The sequence below is a fragment of the Cupriavidus sp. WS genome, from assembly GCF_000395345.1.
Taxonomy (GTDB): domain Bacteria; phylum Pseudomonadota; class Gammaproteobacteria; order Burkholderiales; family Burkholderiaceae; genus Cupriavidus; species Cupriavidus basilensis_B.
Genome location: NZ_AQPL01000048.1, coordinates 39,612 through 59,781, shown reverse-complemented (window position 1 = coordinate 59,781; position 20,170 = coordinate 39,612). Strand labels below are relative to the sequence as shown.

16 protein-coding genes and 1 pseudogene are annotated in these 20,170 nt (G+C 63.2%); 10 read left to right on the top strand and 7 right to left on the bottom strand.

The window, feature by feature from the left end:
* Positions 1-190 precede the first annotated feature (190 nt).
* The 8 genes from K206_RS0105000 to K206_RS0104965 all read left to right on the top strand — a co-directional run bounded on the left by K206_RS0105000 (position 191) and on the right by K206_RS0104965 (position 7,248).
* Complete coding sequence (locus K206_RS0105000) at positions 191-631, top strand: Hsp20/alpha crystallin family protein (protein WP_020201312.1); 441 nt, start codon at positions 191-193, stop codon at positions 629-631.
* Positions 632-646: 15 nt separating this feature from the next.
* On the top strand, positions 647-1,054 hold the full coding sequence (locus K206_RS0104995; RefSeq protein WP_020201311.1) for an Hsp20/alpha crystallin family protein: 408 nt from the start codon (positions 647-649) through the stop codon (positions 1,052-1,054).
* Between the two features lie 88 nt (positions 1,055-1,142).
* A complete protein-coding gene (locus K206_RS0104990; protein WP_029043252.1) occupies positions 1,143-1,709 on the top strand; it encodes an Hsp20/alpha crystallin family protein in 567 nt (188 codons plus the stop codon).
* 237 nt (positions 1,710-1,946) lie between these two features.
* Positions 1,947-2,327: a hypothetical protein gene (locus K206_RS0104985; protein ID WP_020201309.1), complete on the top strand. Its 381-nt coding sequence runs from the start codon at positions 1,947-1,949 to the stop codon at positions 2,325-2,327.
* 148 nt (positions 2,328-2,475) lie between these two features.
* Entirely contained in the window at positions 2,476-2,763 is a 288-nt protein-coding gene (locus K206_RS0104980; RefSeq protein WP_020201308.1) for a co-chaperone GroES, read from the top strand.
* Positions 2,764-2,804: 41 nt separating this feature from the next.
* Complete coding sequence (gene groL, locus K206_RS0104975; protein ID WP_020201307.1) at positions 2,805-4,427, top strand: chaperonin GroEL; 1,623 nt, start codon at positions 2,805-2,807, stop codon at positions 4,425-4,427.
* An 87-nt stretch (positions 4,428-4,514) separates the two neighbouring features.
* A complete protein-coding gene (dnaK, locus tag K206_RS0104970; RefSeq protein WP_029043251.1) occupies positions 4,515-6,452 on the top strand; it encodes a molecular chaperone DnaK in 1,938 nt (645 codons plus the stop codon).
* A gap of 232 nt (positions 6,453-6,684) precedes the next feature.
* Complete coding sequence (locus K206_RS0104965) at positions 6,685-7,248, top strand: Hsp20/alpha crystallin family protein (RefSeq protein WP_020423673.1); 564 nt, start codon at positions 6,685-6,687, stop codon at positions 7,246-7,248.
* A 345-nt stretch (positions 7,249-7,593) separates the two neighbouring features.
* Here the strand turns inward: K206_RS0104965 and K206_RS0104960 are convergent, their stop codons facing one another.
* The 5 genes from K206_RS0104960 to K206_RS0104945 form a co-directional block, all read right to left on the bottom strand.
* Positions 7,594-8,826 (bottom strand): sensor histidine kinase, encoded by a 1,233-nt coding sequence (locus K206_RS0104960; protein WP_020201304.1) that lies wholly within the window; start codon positions 8,824-8,826, stop codon positions 7,594-7,596.
* 248 nt (positions 8,827-9,074) lie between these two features.
* Entirely contained in the window at positions 9,075-10,166 is a 1,092-nt protein-coding gene (locus K206_RS37510; protein ID WP_020201303.1) for a sigma factor-like helix-turn-helix DNA-binding protein, read from the bottom strand.
* A 99-nt stretch (positions 10,167-10,265) separates the two neighbouring features.
* Positions 10,266-10,544 (bottom strand): DUF1488 domain-containing protein, encoded by a 279-nt coding sequence (locus K206_RS41370; protein ID WP_081651318.1) that lies wholly within the window; start codon positions 10,542-10,544, stop codon positions 10,266-10,268.
* Between the two features lie 252 nt (positions 10,545-10,796).
* On the bottom strand, positions 10,797-11,060 hold the full coding sequence (locus K206_RS0104950; RefSeq protein WP_020201302.1) for a hypothetical protein: 264 nt from the start codon (positions 11,058-11,060) through the stop codon (positions 10,797-10,799).
* Between the two features lie 108 nt (positions 11,061-11,168).
* Positions 11,169-11,450, bottom strand: coding sequence for a hypothetical protein (locus tag K206_RS0104945; RefSeq protein ID WP_020201301.1), 282 nt, complete (start codon positions 11,448-11,450; stop codon positions 11,169-11,171).
* Between the two features lie 322 nt (positions 11,451-11,772).
* Here K206_RS0104945 and K206_RS44745 point away from each other — a divergent pair.
* Positions 11,773-14,525 (top strand): annotated as a pseudogene (locus K206_RS44745) (transglycosylase domain-containing protein).
* 80 nt (positions 14,526-14,605) lie between these two features.
* Here K206_RS44745 and K206_RS41365 read toward each other — a convergent pair.
* The gene (locus tag K206_RS41365) at positions 14,606-15,007 is read right to left on the bottom strand and encodes a response regulator (protein ID WP_081651317.1); all 402 of its coding nucleotides are present in this window, start codon (positions 15,005-15,007) and stop codon (positions 14,606-14,608) included.
* A gap of 267 nt (positions 15,008-15,274) precedes the next feature.
* Positions 15,275-18,238, bottom strand: coding sequence for a Tn3 family transposase (locus K206_RS0104935; protein WP_020201300.1), 2,964 nt, complete (start codon positions 18,236-18,238; stop codon positions 15,275-15,277).
* A gap of 153 nt (positions 18,239-18,391) precedes the next feature.
* Here K206_RS0104935 and K206_RS0104930 point away from each other — a divergent pair, with 153 nt between their 5' ends.
* Entirely contained in the window at positions 18,392-20,095 is a 1,704-nt protein-coding gene (locus K206_RS0104930; RefSeq protein ID WP_020201299.1) for a phage integrase family protein, read from the top strand.
* The last annotated feature ends 75 nt before the right edge of the window (positions 20,096-20,170 follow it).

Sequence of the window (20,170 nt, the reverse complement as noted above, 5' to 3'; positions counted from 1 at the left end):
AATCGGCCGATGTCCAAACGGCGCAAGCTAGCCCCTTGAAATTTCGCTGCCCAATTACTATTTTATTTTCGCTCAGGCAGTCGCGACCGTTGCGCGCTGCGTGTTTCTGTTTGTTTGCCAGCAGCTTGGCAGGTGGATGGGAGCGCGTATGCCCCTTCGCCTCCTTGCTGCATCGAAGGAGGATACGACCATGAGTGATCTATTCTTTGGGACCGACCTTTTCAGCGAACTCGACCGCATGCAGAGGCAGATGGCGAGTTTGTTCGGCGGGTTCCCATCCAGCCTCCGCTCCGGCCGTTTCGGGGCATTTCCCCCCGTCAATATCGGCGCCACGGACGATTCCATCGAGATTGTCGCGTTCGCACCGGGGCTCAAGCCAGACAAATTCGAGGTGTCGATCGACAAGGGCTTGCTGACCATCAGCGGCGAGCGCGAAGCGGCGCAAGCGGAGGATGATCCGGAGGTCCGACTGTACGCGCAAGAGCGATTCACAGGCACGTTCCGGCGTGTGGTCGAATTGCCACAGAGCGCCGACCCCGACAAAGTCCAGGCGCGCTATGCCAACGGCTGCCTCTCTATCAGTGTCGGCAAGCGCGAAGCCTCAAAGCCTCGGGCGATCACGGTCCAATAACGTGAGGAGAATGCCATGAACGAGACTACCCAAGTGGCCGAACGCAACCAGAACGCGGTGACAACAGGTCAGGAGGACAGGTCCACGCCGACGATGACCCTGCTTCCCGCGGTCGACATCGTCGAGGACAGCAACGGCGTCACCCTCTGGGCCGATCTTCCGGGTGTGACCAAGGACAAGCTTGAGGTGAATGTCCACGACGGCAACCTCCATATCGGGGCGGAAGCGGTCGTGCCCACGCCCCAAGGCCTGCGGGTGCAACACGCAGAGATTCGGCAGCCTCACTTCGCCCGCGCTTTCTCGCTAAGTGCCGACCTTGACGCGTCGAAGATCGAGGCGAACCTGCAGGACGGCGTGCTCAAGCTGACGATCCCGCGTCGCGACGAAGCGCGTCCGCGCCGCATTGCAGTCAACGTGGCGTGAGTTGCCGCCGCAGGGTACCGGTGGCGTCTGCAAGGGCGCCACCGCAGTACCCGCGGAAATGGGCTGGACATACATCGGTGAGGACAAGATGAAAACAGACCTGGGCAAATGGAACCCATTCAAGTTCCTACGCAAATCGACAGAGGATAGGCAGCCGACGGGCGAGTCCTCGAATGTTCCCGCGCCAAGGCACTGGACACCGGACTGGCCCGACGTTTCACGGCTGTTTTCAAGCGATCCCCTGCGTGCGATGGGCGAGTTCCTGCATGAACCCTTCGCGGGCTTCGGCGGCCTGGATCGATGGTTCGGTGACTTCAGTTCTTCGCGCTTCCAACCTCGCATCGATGTCGTCGATGATGGCACGGCGCTGAGGATCACGGCGGAGCTGCCCGGCATGGATCGCGAGGATCTGCAGACCACTATCGAAGATGGCGCTCTGGTATTGCGAGGTGAGAAGAAGCAGGACATTCGGAGCGAGGAAAACGGCTGCTATCGCCTGGAGCGGGCATACGGCGCCTTCATGCGCAGTATCCCGCTGCCCGATAGCATCGACCTCGATCACATCGATGCGAAGTTCGACAGAGGTGTATTGACGCTGCGTCTACCCAAGACCGGCTCGTCGCAATCTGCGGTGAAGAAGATCGAGGTGAAGTGAGCGGAAGATGGCGAGCTGCGTCAAGGGCATAGACTCGCGTGAGTCTGCTGCGCTCAGCTGGGAGATTCCAGCTGGCCATGCAAGGTAGCGCCTCCGAGGTCCTTCCTGGCATAGGCGGCACTTGGAACGCGCGGTGCTGGCTTGCAACGGCAGCGAATCACGTGCGACGCTGAGGTCTTGAAATCGCCGGACTGGCCTCTATGTTCGCGGCAAATACTTCCCGAGATGGAGACTTCGATGGAATTCGATTCTGAGTGGGTGACGCTAGGCAGGCATCGGGTGCGGCTCAAGTGCACGCGCGGCTTTCCTACCGAGCGGACGCGGCGCGTAGCGGAGTTGGTCACAGTCGCGATCGATAACAACCTCAGCGCGCGGGCCCGTTTGGTCGACGTCACGGCGCAAGGCGATGCTTACGTGATCAGCATCGGCACGACGTTCGAAAAGGACAGAGTGGCGGCCCCCCACCTGGAAGTGGCACTGGCCACGATGTTCGGCTTGGCGCCCGAGCAGATCACGATTGACATTGTCGTCGTCAGTCAGGCCGAGGTGGATGTGCATTTTGGCGTATATGAGCGGATGCTGGCAGAGAAGCTCGGCACCGTGCCGGCCATTCAGTGAAGCGCCAGGATCGGTTCCGCGCCAATAATGCTTGTGGCTTGAATCCGGACGCCGGCGTTGACACGTGAATGCCCTGAACGGCGGCCCGGACACGACCCGATCGGCCGGACACGCTCATGATCACAGTGATGGGACGAGGAGCAAGGCTATGAACATCCGTCCACTACACGATCGCGTCATCGTCAAACGCTTGGACGCAGAGCACAAGACGGCCAGCGGTATTGTCATCCCCGATGCCGCCGCCGAAAAGCCGGACCAGGGCGAAGTCCTGGCTGTCGGCCCCGGCAAGCGCCTGGGCGATGGCCATGTCAGCGCGCCGAGCGTGAAGATCGGCGAGCGCGTGCTATTTGGCAAGTATGCGGGCACCACCGTCAAGCTTGAAGGCGAGGAGGTGCTGGTGATGCGTGACGAGGACATTCTGTGCGTCGTTGAATAGAGGAAGGAACCGAAGACTAGCGTCTCGCGAGGAGTCTCATCATGGCAGCCAAGGAGATCCAATTTCAGGAGTCCGCGCGCCGCCGCATCGTGGCGGGAGTCAACCTGCTGGCCAACGCGGTCAAGGTCACGCTCGGCCCCAAGGGGCGCAATGTGGTCCTCGAGCGATCGTTCGGGCCCCCGCTGATCACCAAGGATGGGGTGTCGGTCGCCAAGGAAATCGAGCTGCGCGACAAGTTCGAGAACATGGGGGCCCAGTTGGTCAAGCAGGTTGCGGCCAAGACATCCGACGTGGCCGGCGACGGCACCACGACCGCCACCGTGCTGGCCCAGGCGATGGTTCAGGAGGGCATGAAGGACGTGGTGGCGGGCCTGAATCCGATTGATCTGAAGCGCGGCATGGACCTGGCCGTGAGCGCGGTCGTCGAGGCGCTGCGCAAGCTGAGCCGGCCCTGCACTACGAGCAAGGAGATCGGCCAGATCGGCGCGATCTCCGCCAACGCTGATGCGGCGATCGGCAAGATCATCGCTGACGCGATGGCCAAGGTCGGCAAGGACGGGGCCATCACGATTGAAGACGGCAAGTCGCTGGAGAGCGAGCTGGAGGTGGTCGAAGGCATGCAGTTCGATCGCGGTTATCTGGCCTCTTACTTCATCAACCAGCCCGAGAAGCAATCCGTCATGCTCGAAGAGCCGTATATCCTGCTGCATGACAAGAAGATCTCGGCCATTCACGATCTGCTGCCGGTGCTCGAGGCCGTGGCCAAGACCGGCAAGCCGTTGCTCGTCGTGGCCGAAGACGTGGAAGGCGAGGCACTTGCGACCCTGGTCGTCAACTCGCTGCGCGGCACCTTCAAGGCCGCCGCGGTGAAGGCACCGGGCTTCGGCGACCGGCGCAAGGCCATGCTGGAAGACATTGCCATCCTGACCGGTGGCACGCTGATCGAGCAACAGACAGGCAAGCAGCTCAAGAATGTCGTGCTGGAGGATCTGGGGCATGCCAAACGCGTCGAAATTGAGAAGGAGAACACGACCCTCGTCGGCGGCGCGGGCGAACCCTCAGCAATCGAGGCCCGCATCAAGGCCATACGGCGGCAGATCGACGAGGCCACCAGCGACTACGACAAGGAGAAGTTGCAGGAGCGGGTCGCCAAGCTGGCCGGTGGCGTAGCGGTGATCCGGGTTGGCGCCGCCACTGAGGTGGAAATGAAGGAAAAGAAGGCGCGCGTCGAAGACGCTCTGCACGCCACGCGGGCCGCGATCGAGGAAGGCATCGTTGCGGGCGGCGGCGTCGCGCTGCTGCGCGCCCGCGCCCAGCTTGCGCCGCTTCAGGGCGCCAACGCCGATCAGGAAGCCGGCATCCGAATCGTGCTGCGTGCCCTGGAGGAGCCGCTGCGGCAGATCGCAGCCAATGCCGGCGAGGAAGCGTCGGTGGTGCTTAGCCGGGTACTCGGACATGACGGCAACTTCGGCTGGAATGCGGCCAACGGTGAATACGGCGATCTGTTCGAGATGGGCGTGATTGACCCAACCAAGGTGACCCGTACCGCACTACAGAACGCGGCATCAGTCGCCGGACTGATTCTGACCACGGACGCGACCGTGGCAGAGATGCCGAAAGACCACGGCAAAGCCGCCGCGGTGTCATCGGAGCTGGAGTATTGACGAGACCCGCAAGGCGTGCGGCGAGTCCCATACGGCCGTGGATTGACAGGGAATTTCCTACCAGGAAGCGCCAGGCGCTTGGACATCATGAGCAAGATCATCGGGATTGACCTCGGCACCACGAATTCGTGTGTGGCGCTGATGGAAGGCAACCAGGTCAAAGTGATTGAGAACTCCGAAGGCTCGCGCACGACCCCGTCGATCGTCGCCTATGTGAACGGCGGCGAAATCCTCGTCGGCGCACCCGGCAAGCGGCAGGCCGTCACGAATCCAAAGAACACGCTGTTTGCCATAAAGCGGCTGATCGGCCGCCGCTATGAGGAAAAGGAAGTGCAGAAGGACATCGACCTGATGCCGTTCACAATCTTGAAGGCTGACAACGGCGACGCATGGGTCGAAGCGCAAGGCCAGAAGCTCGCCCCGCCGCAAGTCTCGGCTGAGGTGCTGCGCAAGATGAAGAAGACCGCCGAAGACTATCTTGGCGAGCCTGTCACCGAAGCCGTCATCACGGTGCCCGCCTACTTCAACGACAGCCAGCGCCAGGCGACCAAGGATGCCGGGCGCATCGCCGGGCTGGACGTCAAGCGCATCATCAACGAGCCGACCGCGGCGGCGCTCGCGTTCGGGCTGGACAAAAAGGAAAGCCGCGACCGCAAGATTGCCGTGTTCGACCTCGGCGGCGGCACCTTCGACATCTCCATCATCGAGATCGCTGACTTGCAAGGCGAGAAGCAATTCGAAGTGCTGTCGACCAACGGTGATACCTTCCTGGGCGGAGAAGACTTCGACCAGCGCATCATCGACTACCTCATCGGCGAATTCAAGAAGGATCAGGGGGTCGACTTGTCGCGGGACGTGCTGGCGCTGCAACGCCTGAAGGAAGCCGCGGAGAAGGCCAAGATCGAGCTCTCGTCAAGCCTGCAGACGGAAATCAGCCTGCCGTACATTACGGCCGACGCCAGCGGGCCGCGCCATTTGAACCTGAAGCTCACGCGTGCCAAGCTCGAAGCCCTGGTCGAAGACCTGGTCGAGCGCACGTTGGAGCCGTGCCGGACCGCGATCAAGGACGCCGGTGTCTCGGTGGAAAAGATCGACGACGTCATTCTGGTGGGTGGCATGACCCGTATGCCCAGAGTGCAGGAGAAGGTCAGAGCGTTCTTCGGCCGCGAGCCGCGCAAGGACGTCAACCCCGACGAAGCAGTGGCGGTGGGGGCGGCGATCCAAGGCGCGGTGCTCGCCGGTGATCGCAAGGACGTACTGTTGCTTGACGTCACCCCGCTTTCGCTGGGGATCGAGACCCTAGGTGGCGTGATGAGCAAGATGATCACCAAGAACACCACCATCCCGACCAAGTTTTCTCAGATCTTTTCTACGGCCGACGACAACCAGGCGGCGGTGACCATCAAGGTCTACCAAGGCGAACGCGAGATTGTTACGGGCAACAAGATGCTGGGCGAGTTCAACCTGGAGGGCATTGCACCGGCGCCGCGCGGCATGCCGCAGATCGAGGTGACGTTTGACATCGACGCTAATGGCATCCTGCACGTGTCGGCGCAGGACAAGGCTACTGGCAAGGAGAACCGGATCACCATCAAAGCCAACTCCGGCCTGTCTGAAGGCGAGATCCAGCACATGGTGAAGGACGCCGAGGCTCATGCTGACGAAGACCGTCGACAGCGGGAGTTGGTCGATGCGCGCAACCACGGCGACGCGCTGGCACACAGTTCGCGCAAGGCGCTGACCGAATACGGCGAGAAGCTGGACGCGGACGAGAAGGGGAAGATCGAATCCGCAATCAAGGAGCTTGAGGCGGCAGTGAAGACCTCCGACAAAGCCGAGATCGACGCCAAGGCGCAGGCCCTGGCCACGGCCTCGCTGAAACTCGGCGAAAAGGTCTATGCGGACGTTCAGGTTCAGCCGGACACTGGCTCCGGTCGCGCAGCAGACGCGAAAGAGGCGAGCGCCGAGAAGAGTGACAAGGACGTGGAGGATGTTGAGTTCAAAGAAGCGGGCGCCAAGCAGTAAGCCGGCCGACGCCGCGGTCAAATTTGGGGTGCCCGCAAGAAAACGCCCCCATACCGATCCTGCTGTGGCTGCCATCTGTGAGATGTCTTCATGGAGTTTTCCCCGGTTGCGCTATTGGTGTACCGTCAGGAAACCGCACATCAGTGGGATCCTATGGCCAACAGATCATCGACGATGCGGCTGACACCGACTGGAGTCCGGTTCTCCCGCCAGACCCTTAGTGGAGGATACGATGAACACCGATCCGAAGAAGTGGAATCTCTTCAAGTTCCTTCGTGAAGCGGCCCGCAAGTCCAATCCGGACAGCCTGGAAGGCCCGCCGGGGAGCGAGCAGTGGCGTGCCTCCTGGCCTGACATTCCGCGACTGTTCTCACGCGAACCGTGGCGCGCAGTGGAGGAGTTCTTTCATGACCCGTTTGCCGGCCGGAGTGCGCTCGAGCGATGGTTTGGCGACTTCAGTTCTTCGCGCTTCCAGCCGCGCATCGACGTGGTCGACGAAGGGCAGGTGCTGCGCGTGACCGCCGAATTGCCAGGGATGGAGCGCGAAGACCTGAACGTGAGCGTCGAGGACGGGGCGATCGTGCTGCGCGGCGAGAAAAAGCAGGACGTGCGCAGCGAGGAAGATGGCTGCTACCGGCTAGAGCGCGCCTATGGAAGCTTCGTGCGCACGATTCCCATGCCGGAGAACGCCGACCCCGATCACGCCCTGGCAAAGTTTGACAATGGTGTGCTCACGTTGACCGTGCCGAAATCGGAGCCAGCTCGCTCCGCGAGCCGCACGATCGACATTGGCTAGAGCAAGCAGGTAAGAAAAGTTTTGGTGGCGAGCGGATATCGTGCGAGCCGGGCCATTAGCTCATCTGGTAGAGCAGTGGACGTTCGATCCGTTGGTCGCTGGGTCGGGTCCAGTACAGCCTACCGGACAAGGGCGCTGGCGCCGCGGCCGGTCCCAAGACGCCGTTTGGCGTGGTCGAGATTCCTGAGCCACTGCTCACGATGTTCGAGACGATAGTGGCCGGCCGCGAAGATTATAACAATCGCCAGCGCAAACGAACGCACCACCATTGCCACCCATCAGTAGAACAGTAACGCACTCGCGCCCTTTTCATCAATCTCACCGACAGGTGATCACCGGCCGCATTCAGCCCCCGCCTGTTGCCTCCGGCTCCCTGAGCCTCACCGGAAAATGGATCTCGAAGCTTGTGCCGTGCCCTTTACGCGATTTGAAATGGATGACGCCCTCAAGCGTCCGGCAAAGCTCCTTCACGATTGCCAGTCCCAGTCCGGCGCCTGGGATGTCCTCGTCTGCCGCCCGCTCGAATTCGTTGAACACGCGGGCCTGGTCAGATGGCGCGATGCCCACGCCCGTATCCGACACCCGCAGATACCAGTGATCCGCGTCCACCCCGCCCACCGTCAGGTGAACCTCTCCCTCGGGCGTGTATTTCAGGACGTTCGACAGCATATTCGTCGCCACCTGCTTCAGCCGGAGCCGGTGCGAGCGAACGGAACTCAACCCGGGGTCACGCTCGGCTTCAAGCCGCAAGCCTTTGGCTTCAAACAGCGGACGTGAAGTCGCCACCAGTTCGTCAAATAGCTCGCCCAGGTCAACAGTCTCGGGGAGGACGTGTGAAACGTCTCCGAGGACGACTGAATACTCCACCATCTGGTCGACCAGCTGCTTCATGTCAGCAGCCTGCCGGCTCGCCAATGCAACGCCGGCTTCCGTTTTCGCCGGCGCACGGGAGATCAGTTGCAGCGCAATCGAAAACGCGTTCAGGAAATTGCGCAGGTCGTGGACGACGCTGCGCGTAATCTGCATGCGCGAATCATGCAGCTCGCTTAGCAGCCGCTGCCTGAGTTCGAGCTCATCATTGGCGCGCTCGAGGCGAGCGGTATATTGGTCGATCATGCGCTCGCGCTCGGACACGACCTCCCGGATCGATGTCAGCGTCACGAAACTGCGCGCCTCATCGATCAGGCGACGCGCGCGGGCTTCGTATTGCCGGCTGAAGCTCGGGACCGACTGCGCATATTCGTCGAGCGCGTCATCCAGCACCTGACCCAACAGGTCCAGCTCACGCACCAGTTCCACGATCTGGTAACCCTGGCGCCAGCGCACATTGCCGTGCTGACGCGCACCCCGTCCGATTGCCGGCTCGGCCTGGTCGAGATCTTCCGCCTCGAGCGCCACGCAGATGCTGTCGATAATCTGGGGCAGATGGTCTGCGAGCTGTTCGTACGTCAGCCGGTCAGCCTCCGTCAGGATTTCATCCGCAGATACAGCGCCCATCCACCTCTCAGTCAGCGCGGTTCGGCGCTGCTGGAGAAAGGCGGCAAGGCCGCGAAGCGGCTCCGGTTGCAGGTCGGGCATGATCAGGTTGGGTCGGCAAATGGGAAACGAGGGTTGGCCTGGACGGGTTGGCGGGTGCAGCGAGGAGGTGGCATGGCTTGATTATCCGTCAGACCGGCCCTCTCCCTCTGGAACGGGATTTGCGTGATGCACAGGTAATCTACACAGTATCAAGCTCAGACTCGCCTTGGAACCTACATGTGGGACGCCGATCAATCGCGCCCCTGCCACTATCTGACCCGGCGTGCCCATCCAATCCTGACATGTGCTCAGGTGTCAGCCAGTTGGCCCCCTGTCTCGGTACCGCCACTTGCTCGCCCGTGTCGTTTCTGGCCAGTCCCACTCACGGGTTGCAGCCCGTCCTCTTCGAGCTTGGCCTTGAGAAAGGCATCGGCGTGATCCAGCCAGCTACGTACCTCGCCTTCCGGTGTGTTCAGCAAGCGCGCAATGTTGCGCACTGGCACGTCGTCCACGCGTGCTAGCAGCACAGTTCGACGCCACTGGTTAGGCAGCTGCGACAGCAATTTGCCGACGATCTCGTGCAATTCGTTCTGGGCGGCTACCACGTCCGGGCTAATGGCAGCGTCAGGCACCACATCTTCCATGCGCAGCAACTCATCCGGTTGCCAGTACTCGAATACCGCGTCATCAATGTCATCATGAGAGCGTGCCGGCACAACCGTGGCCTTGGCCTCGAGCGAAACCCAGCGGCCTTCTTCGCTGCGCCGCCGCGCAACCTCAGCTTCCAGCACGGCCAGCGCGAGCCCTTGCAGTTCATCTTCGCTCAGTACCACCTGCGGGGCCTGGTTCAGTCGCTCGAGGGCGCGAGTCAGTACCTCGTCGACCACATCGTCCAGCGCCGGATCCGTTTCTGCCAAGTCGCCGCGCGCCCGCAGATAGGAAAGTTCGCGCTGCGCAAAGCGTTGCAGCGGCGACAGCAGTGCCCGAACCTGTTCGTCGAAACGTGCCGATTCCGCCGGGGTCGCCGCCGCGGTGGCGGCCTTCAGTCGTCGCAGCCCCTCACGGCGCTGTTTGCGCCGCCAAGTATCCTCCCTGCGCAGGCGTGCGAGGTGGCGCTCGATCTGGCGCTCAAGGTCGACGAACGACGCCCTCAGCGCGCTTCGGATCGACTTCCCGTCTTCTGTGCTGACTAACGTGCCCCGCGGCACCGCCAGGCGCAGCCTGACATGATAGGAGAGGTGGGCGGCGTCCATCGCGAGATCGGCGCGCAGCAGCACCCGTTCCGCCAAAAACCGTTTGAGATGACGCTTGAGATAGTGCGCGGCAGACTCGGTGAGCATTTGCTCGCACCGCGCGTGCGAGGCCTCGGCGATGTTTTGGTATCTTACCAGCAGTTTCACGACATCCCCGCAATGTGGGAGCCAAGTGGTCGTGTGTCGGGTGCCCTGGCCGGGCCGGTTCAAGCGCGCCCAACCAATCCGATCCCCAATGCATGGCCGTTACAGGGCGAAACGGAAATGCCCACTGTGCAGCACGATGTTGCGTGATCCAGTCAAGTCGAATAGGGTGCGTGCGACGCTTTCAATATCATCGCGGTGTCCCTGTAGGGCCTGTACCAGATCCTCTGGCCGATGCGAGCACGCCCCAAAGTGATCCTCAAGCGCCTCCGCGGTAATGGCATAGCATGCGGGCGTTCCGTCCACGCGAGCGGCGCATTCGAGGCTCAAGTCGGCGGCACGAAAGCGCGGTTCGGTGCGGGGAAAGTCAATCTGTTGCATTGCGATAACCAGGAGAGAAACCGAGGTTGCCAGCGAACACCGTCGCTGTGCCGATTTGTTGCCAGTGTAGGCAGATTTCGATGGACTACAAAGTCGCGAAGCACGCGATTCGCGGCGCGGCTATCCGGTTCATCCGCGTTGCCGGCTATGCGGCCGGCGTCAGGCGCCACACTCGGCCTATCGTTTGCGTTGATGGCCCCATGAGCTCGGACCGTGGAGCGAGCGTCGGGCGCGCCATGCCCGGACCGGCGGCTACCCTGGGCGGCCCGACGAATCGAAATCCGGCGACTCGTCGTCCAGAATTTCGAACACCTCTTCCGCCTTGCGTCCCGAGATGAACTCAGGGTTGCGCAATTGAGGCTCGTCGGCACGCAACCATTCGCAGGCCCGCCGCACATCCTCAACGGTCGGCTCGATGTCCAGGATCCGTGCGATCACTTCATCGTCAACGGGGCCCACAATCTCGCGGATCTCACTCGCGCTCGCCAATCGCGAATCGCTCTTGGTCGTGTGCATGGCGATGTCTCCTATGCAGTGGAGGCGGCGTCTTGCCGAATCCGACCCCCGTACGGAATGCAGGCGCTGCAGCCTGAAGCGACGTGCCTCTGATCCAATTTAAATGGTTCACGAGGGCGGCGCCAAAGGCTTGTCCTCTTCGCACCGGCCGGGATAGGTGGTGGTCGCCGCCTTCACCAGCCGTTCTTGCGTGTAGGCGCCGGCGAACTGACCATCCACCAGCAGGTAGAATTTCCATGGCTGGTCACTCTCGCGCGTGGCGTTCTGGTCGAGCAGGATCGCGGTGCGGCGCACCACCTCTTGCCAGTCTCGGCTGACGACAATGTCGTGTGCGCTCTGATTGGCGCCATCGGGACGGTAGGTGACCAGTGTGTAGGTCAGCGTGTTCATGCTCCCTCCTCTTTGGTGCCATTGTGGTCCTGCCTCCGCGAGCGTGCGGTGTGAACACAAAGCCTACCGATCCGAGGCCCCGCCGGGCTTCGCCCCTAATAGCTTAGCGCACTTGGATGGCGACGCCGGCGCACACCCTTATCGCGCCGCCACAGGTGCCCGCCCGGCATACGGTGGGGGATCAGCCCGCGCTCAGCCCGGCCCATCGCGGCTGGTAGCGTGGCGCGCGGCCACGCGCTTGCAGCGCGCCTGCGCTTTGCAATATTAATAAGATAGGCGGTGCGCGCGAAGGCAGCCCGCCTCGCTTGCGCTTGGAGCCGGCATGTTCCCCGTGCCGACGGGCGCCGGTAGCATTTCGGATAGCCAAGAAGTGTCGCGCGCAGGCGTGGCGGTCGCCCTGTGCGGGGGTGGCTATGTCGCCTACGGCCTTGTTGCAAACGAAGTGCGCAATTCGCAATGGCAGGCGCACTATCTTGGAGAAGAGCCAGGCAGGCCTGGCGCTGCGCGACTGCAACGGCCTGACGCTGGTGTTTGAGCGCTATCCGCAGCGGCAGTATGACAACTTCGCGGCAGTGCCGCCGGTACTGGTCGGCGCGCTGCTGTTCGTGGAAAACCAGGGGCTGCTGAATCCGGAGTACCCGGACCTGAACCCGGCGCTCGACTGGAAACGCCTGTCACGGGCGGTGATGGACCAGGTGATCCGCCTGGCCGACAAGTCGCACGAATCGCCTGGCGGCAGCACGCTGGCCACGCAGACCGAGAAGTATCGGCATTCGCCGGAAGGTCGCACGCAGTCGATCGCGGAGAAGTTCCGGCAGATGGCCTCGGCCTCGCTGCGCGCCTACCTGGACGGGCGGGACACGCGTCGCGCGCGCGAACGCATCGTGGTCAACTATCTCAACACGGTGCCGCTGTTGGCACGGGTGGGCTTTGGCGAGGTCAACGGCATTGGCGATGCGCTGTGGGTCTGGTATGGCGAGGATTTCGCCGAGGCCAACCGACTGATGACGCAGATGGACCCGAACGCGCCCACCGGCCACAAGGCGCAGGCGTTCAAGCGCGCGCTGTCGCTGATCATCGCGCAGCGCCGGCCTTCCTACCACCTGCGCCGCGACGACACCAACCTCGAGGCGCTGACTGGCAGCTACCTGCGCCTGCTGGCGACCAACCGCATCATCACGCCCGCGTTGCGCGACGCCGCGCTGCGGCAGCCGCTGGCCAAGGCGGCGCCGCCACCCAAGCCTGAGCCGGAGCCCTTCGTCACGCGCAAGGCTGTCAACCGCGTGCGCGCGGACATCGGCTGGGTGACAGGCGTTGATAGCCGCTATGACATGGACCGGCTGGACCTGACCGCGGACAGCACCATCAACCGCGAGGCCCAGCGCAATTGTCACCGATACCCTGCTGCGCTTGCGCGACAAGGACGAGGCCTGGACCTGTACGGCCACAACCTGCTGCGCGATCAGGATGACCCGTCCAAGCTGACGGCCAGCTTCACGCTGTTCGAGCGCGTGGGCAATGCCAGTGTGGTGCGGGTGCAGGCCGACAACGTGGACCAGCCGTTCGACGTCAACAGCGGGGCGCGCTTCAACCTGGGATCCACCGCCAAGCTGCGCACGCCCGCCGGCGGAGCGCGAACTGACGCCGATGCTGGAAGCGGCCCTGGAACGCAAGTATTCCGGCAACCCGGGCGAAGCCTTCTTTACCGGCGGGGGACGGCAGAGCTTCAGCAATTTCGAGCGCTGGGAAGGCGAGCGCATCATGACCGTGCGCGAAGGTTTCCAGCATTCGGTTAACCTGGTCTTCATCCGCCTGATGCGCGACATCGTGCGCCATGAGATGTTCCACGCCAGGCCCGACATGAGCGACATCTTCGAAGACCGGAACTCGTCCGAGCGCCGCGCGTACCTGGAGCGCTTTCCCGACCAGGAGGGCAGCGCTTACATGACCGGCTTCTACCAGCACTACCGCGGCAAGAATTCGGACCAACGCCTGGCAACCCTGCTTGGCCGCGTGCGCATGAGCACGCCGCACTATTCCGCGGTGCGCCTGTCGGTGACGCTGCTGAGCGCGCGGCCGGACCTGGATGAAGGGAGCTTTATCCGCATCATGCGCTCGCGGTTGACGGACAAGCAACTCGCTGGCGAAGACCTGCCGGCGCTCTACCGCAAGTATGGCCACGACAAGTTCAACCTCAATGACCGCGGCTACCTGTCACGCATCCATCCGTTGGAGCTGTGGATGGTGGAATACCTGGGCAACCATCCGGATGCGACGCTGGCGCAGATCCTGCGCGACAGCACCGTCGTGCGCCAGGAGGTGTACCGCTGGCTGTTCCGTTCGCGCAGCAAGTCAGGCCAGGACAACCGCATCCGCACCCTGCTGGAACAGGTCGCCTTCCAGCGCATTACGAAACGCTGGCAGCGCCTGGGCTACCCCTTCGATTCGCTGACCCCGTCGTATGCCACCGCCATCGGCGCCTCGGGCGACCGACCCGCCGCGCTGGCGAAGTTGGCCGGCATCCTCCTCAACGGCGGGGTGGCCACTCGGACGGCCACGGTGCGCAGCCTGGATTTTGCCGTCAACACTCCCTATGCCACGCGCTTTGTCCTGCAGCCGGCGCCGGGCAAGCGACTGCTGCCGACCCAAGTGGCATCCCTGGTGCGGCGCTCCATGCTGGAAGTGGTGGAGGGGGGCACGGCCAGGTCGATCCGGGGCGCATTCGTGATGCCCGGCAAGGGCGGCGCGCCGCTGCCGGTGGCCGGCAAGACCGGCACGGGAGACCAGCGCTTCCAAGCGTATGCCCCGGGCGGGCCGCTGATCGCGTCACACTCAGTGACCCGCTCGGCCACCTTTGTCTTCGTCGTGGGTGAACACTTCTTCGGCACCGTCACCATCAGCGCGAGGGAGCCGCATGCGGCGCGGTACAGCTACGCCAGTGCCCTGGTGGTGCGGCTGCTGCGCTACATGGCGCCGCAGGTGGCGGCCATGGTCGCGCCGGGCAGCGACCAGCCGCTGCTGCGTTGCCGCGACCGACTTCAAGAAGATCCGCTTGTCGGCGTCATGGTCCATTGACCGAAACGCGCGCGAAATGTCATCGCTGCCTAGCCTTTCGGCCGGCTTGACGCGCCCGGCAAACCAAGAACCACGCTCCGTCAACCCGAGCCACTACGTGGCGCGCCCCATAATTCAAGGTACTCGGGACGGTAGGGCTTGGGGCAGAAATGATCGAAGCCTGCCTCCATGACTGCGCTTGGCATTTTGTCGCCGCGCCCGCCACTGAATGCGACGATCACGGCTTGCTGTGCCCAGGGTTGTGCACGCAGGCGCCGGGCAACCTCCAAACCAGTGATTCGGGGCATGTCCAGATCGAGCACGAGCAACTGCGGCCGAAAGCCCGCGGCAAGCAGCATCATCGCCTCGCCGTCGTCGCACCACTGGGCGTCCCACCCGGATTGCCGCAACAGTTCACACAGTGCGGAAGCACCGTTGGGATCGTCATCGAGAATGAGCGCACGTCGCAACACGAGTTCCAATTTCCAATTGAGGCTTCTCATCTATTCATAGCGAACGGTTGCCGCGGATGCAACGGTGTCCTTGGGGCTTCCTGCGATGGACCCGATCTCGATCTAGAGATTTTCGATATGGCGTTCTGGCATGACTCGTAGTTGGTGACGTCGAGCAGGTAGGCCGGTAAGCGCCGTCTCTGCTGCAAAGCGCTCCAATCTATCCATGGCGCCAGCGTTGTTCGGCGCATGGGTACCACCACCGTAGCGACTGGCATAGTGCGTGGCCATTGATGCGATCGGAGCACTTATAGCGACTCAGCGCTCCGGCAGCCGTAACGGCCGGAACTTCCCTGCCTGTAGCTTGTTGCTTTGGCGCCACACGTAATCGCCGGTCAGGTTAATGTGTTCCCATCCCAGCGGGGACAGGTAAGAAAACAAGGCTGGATCGATTGGCATGCCACGGCCCATCAGTGCCTGCACAGCACGTTCGAGATAGACGGTGTTCCACAGCACGATTGCCGCCGTGACCAGGTTCAGCCCACTGGCGCGGTAGCGTTGCTGCTCGAAGCTGCGGTCGCGAATTTCGCCAAGACGGTAGAAGAAGACGGATCGCGCCAGCGCGTTGCGGGCCTCGCCCTTGTTGAGGCCCGCATGGGTGCGACGGCGCAATTGCAGGTCCTGTAACCAGTCCAGCGTGAACAATGTCCGCTCGATGCGGCCTAGCTCGCGAAGCGCCACTGCGAGGCCATTTTGTCGTGGGTAGCTGCCGAGCTTTCGCAACATCAATGAGGCGGTCACCGTGCCCTGTCGGATCGACGTGGCCAGGCGCAGGATTTCATCCCAGTGTGACCGGATCAGCTTCTCCTTGTAGGCGCTACCGATCATCGGAGCCAACGCCGGATAGTCGTCTGGGCTGCCGGGGATGTACAGCTTCGTGTCTGCGAGATCGCGGATCCGGGGCGCGAACCGGAACCCGAGCAGATGCATCAGGGCGAAGACGTGATCGGTGAAGCCGTTGGTATCCGTGTAGTGCTCCTGGATCCGCAGATCGGACTCATGGTACAGCAGGCCGTCGAGCACGTAGGTCGAATCACGGATGCCGACGTTGACCAGCTTGGAGTGATACGGCGCGTACTGATCCGAGATATGCGTGTAGATCATCCGGCCGGGTTCAGAGCCGTACTTCGGATTGACGTGCCCAGTGCTCTCGGCTCGGCCGCCGGCCTTGAAGCGCTGACCGTCTGACGACGACGTCGTGCCGTCCCCCCAATGCGCAGCGAACCCATGGGCCGATTGTGCATTGACGAGATCGGCCAGGCCCTGAGTATAGGTTTCGTCCCGAATATGCCACGCCTGCAGCCAGGACAGCTTGGCGTAGGTAGTGCCCGGGCAGGATTCCGCCATTTTGGTTAGACCGAGATTGATGGCGTCGGCAAGCACAGTCGTGAGCAACAGCGTCTTGTCGGTGGCCGGCTCGCCCGTCTTCAGGTGCGTGAAATGGCGGGTGAATCCGGTCCATCCGTCGACTTCCAGCAGCAGCTCCGTGATCTTGACGCGCGGTAGCATCAGCGCGGTCTGGTCGATCAAGGTCTGCGCCTCCATTGGAACGGCGGCGTCGAGCGGCGAGATCTTCAGGCCGGACTGGGTGATGATCGCGTCCGGCAGCTTGTTCGCGGTGGCTAGCCGATTGACGGTGGCCAGCTTCAGTTCCAGCAATCGGCGTCGCTCATCCAGGTAGCAGTCGCAATCAGTGGCGATCGGCAGCGGCAGCAGGCAACTCTGTCGGAGCGCGACGAACTTCTCGGCGGGCAACAGGTACGTCTCGAAATCCTTGAATTGCCGCGAGCCCTGCACCCAGATGTCGCCGGAACGCAAGCGGTTCCTGAGTTCCACCAGCGCGCACAACTCATAGTAGCGACGGTCGATGCCGTTCTTGGCGCGTACCAGCGGCTCCCAGCGCTTCTTGATGAAAGACGTGGGCGCATCGGCCGGGACTTTGCGCGCATCGTTGACATTCATCTTTCGGATGGTGTCAATGGCGGCCAGCACATCCTTGGCGGCCGGCGCGGCGCGCAGCTTCAGGATCTCAAGGAATTCGGGCACGTAACGTCGCAGCGTCGAGAAATGGTCGCCAACCAGATGCAGGAAGTCAAACGCCTCAGGTTGGGCGAGCTGCTCGGCTTCGGTGACGCTCTTGGTGAAGACCTGCCAGGGCATCACCGCTTCAATCGCCTCGAAGGGATCGCCGCCGCGCTCCTTCGCCTCCAGGATGGCCCGCCCGATTCTCGAGTACTGCCGGATCTTGTCATTGATCGACTTGCCGGACAGATGAAATTCCTCGCGGTGCTTCTTCTTCGCCAGATTGAACAGACGCCCCAAGATACGGTCGTGTAGATCGACGATTTCGTCGGTCACCGTGGCGCAGGCCTCGACCACGATCGCGGTCAGCGTCGCGTGCCGGCGCTGCGGCTCGAACTTGGCGAGATCATGGGGCGTCATCTGACCGCCCTCGCGGGCGATCTTGAGCAGCCGGTTCTGGTGAACCAGTCGGTCGATCCCCTCCGGCAAGCCGACGGCCCGCAACCTCTTCAGGCGATCGATATGCTGCAACATCTGGCGGGAGCTGGCCTTGCCCGGCGGCAGCCGCAGCCAGGCGAGCCAGGTCAGGCGCCCATCCGGTCGGCGCTGCAGGAGATGATCTAGCTGTAGCCGGTGGTGTTCCGTGAGCGGCTCGGTCAGTATCTGGTAGATGCGGCGGGTCGCGCGCGTGACGGCCTCCGCGCAAATGCGCTCGATCACGTTCATGCCCGGCAGCAGCAGCGACTGCTGGCGCAGGAAATCGATCAACGCCGTGGCGAGGATGATGCCCTTGTCGGTTTGCTGCGCCAGCTCCGACAGCGACTGGACGGCGGCGCGGTAGTCGGCCATGGTGAACGGGCGCATGCGAAGCACGGTCTGCAGCTCCGCCTGGTGCTCCCTTCGGGTCTGATCGCGCCGCCCGTAGTCCGTCCAATGCGTGGGCGCAAGGCGCAGTTGCTGCGCAACCCACTGCAACAATGCCTGCGGCGGTGCCTCGCCGGCGGCCAACAGGATGCCGGGATGGCGCATGTAACAGAGCTGGACGGCGAATCCCAGCCGATTCGCGGCGCCACGGCGTTGCCGGATCAGCGCATGATCCGACTCGTTGAACGTGTAATGACGGATGAGTTCGTCTTCGCTATCAGGAAACGCGAGCAGGCTCTCCCGCTCGGAGGTGGAAAGGACAGTGCGGCGTGGCATGCCAGTGGTTCACAATGCGTAGGAATCCGCGGTGCCGGGGCACGACACCGGTTTCCGAGGGCGGGTTTCGGCCAAAAAATCAGCAGTCTATACGATCTATTCAGATAATCCTTCTTATCGCAATGGATTGGTTTTCGACCTAAACTGGCAAGCATGAAAACACGCCAGACCCGGCCCCCACTCTCCAGCGTCTCCGAATCCCCCGACTTCCCCGATGAGGCTGCGCTTGCCGCGCTGCGCGCGTGGTACGCGGGCCTCTCATCTCGAGCGGCGGTGGAGCGCTATCTGCCCCATGCCAAGGCGCCCGGTCAATCGGCGCGCGGCATCCTCGGCCAAATCCGCCGGCAACTCATCGCATTCGCGCAGCACCGCCAGCGCGCTGACCTGGCCAACCTGTTCCAGCAGCCCATGAGCGAACGGCTACCGCAGGCGAGCGCCGTGGCCCACGCGATCGAGGTCCTGCGCTCCCTCCCTGCCGCCCAGCCGCACGTTACGGACGACATTGGGCTTTGGCTGGCACCCCGGGCCGTTCGCGCCCTGCGCGCCCACGGCATCCAGACGCTGTCGGACCTGACCGTGCGGGTGCCGCGCCGGCGCCGCTGGTGGAGCGCGATCGCAGGATTGGGGCAGGCCAGTGCGCGGCAAATCGAGGGCTTCTTTGGCGCGCACCCGAAACTGACCGAGCGGGCGCGCGCGCTGATCGTCACCGCGTCGCCGAGCGCGGTGGTTCCGTGGGAGCGGCTGCGACTGCCGCACGAGGTGGACGGCTCGCGGGGCAACTTCCGGGCGCCGCGGCAGGCCTGCACGCTCGACGCCTCCAACGACTACGAGGCGGTGCAGGCGTGGCTCGCCTTGCATGAGGCCCCCACCACGCAACGCGCCTACCGGAAGGAGGCCGAGCGCCTGATTCTGTGGGCGATCGTAGAACGCGGTCGAGCACTGTCATCCCTGACGACTGAGGACGCCATCGCCTATCGCGCTTTCCTGAGGCGGCCGGCGCCGCGCGAGCGGTGGGTCGGGCCACCGCGAGCACGTAGTGCCCCCGATTGGCGCCCGTTTGCACGAGCGCTTTCGGCCCGCTCCACGGCATACGCGCTGTCGGTGCTGGGCGCCTTGTTCCGCTGGCTGATCGAGCAACGCTACGTGTTGGCCAATCCGTTTGCCGGGATCAAGGTACGTGGCCGCACTCGCGTCGCCGCCCTCGATACCTCCCGAGGATTTACCGAGGGCGAATGGCTGCTGGTGCGTACCATTGCCGACGGCCTGGAGTGGTCCTATGGCTGGGATGCATCCGCGGCCCAGCGCCTGCGCTTTATCCTGGATTTCGCTTATGCCACCGGCTTGCGCGCCAGCGAGCTGGTTGGCGCAACGCTAGGCGACATCCATGTTGATGAACACCACGACCACTGGCTGCACTTGATCGGCAAGGGGAGTCGGCCTGGGAAAGTGGCGCTTCCACCACTGGCACGATCGGCGCTCGACCAGTACCTGGTGCAACGGGGGCTGCCGGTGACGCCGGCTCGCTGGGATCCCAAGACGCCCCTCCTCGCGAGCCTGGAACTGGATAGAGCGGCCAGCATTACCGGGACCCGCCTCTGGCACGTGATGCGGCGCTTCTTTGGCCAGGCCGCCGATGTGGTTGTGCCCGACAACCCAACAGTTGCCGACAAGCTGCGCCGGGCTAGCCCACACTGGATGCGGCATACCCATGCCACCCATGCCTTGGCGCGCGGCGCGGAATTGACCAGCGTGCGCGACAATCTTCGTCACGCTTCGGTTGCCACGACCTCGATCTATCTGCAAAGCGACGAGGTCAAGCGGGCGCGCCAGATGAATCAGGCCTTCGCGGCCCGATAACCGGCGCTCGGCCGGGGCTCCCATGGCTTAGCGTGCAATATTTTCCGTTTTCTGAAGCGACCCCTTTCCGAGGGG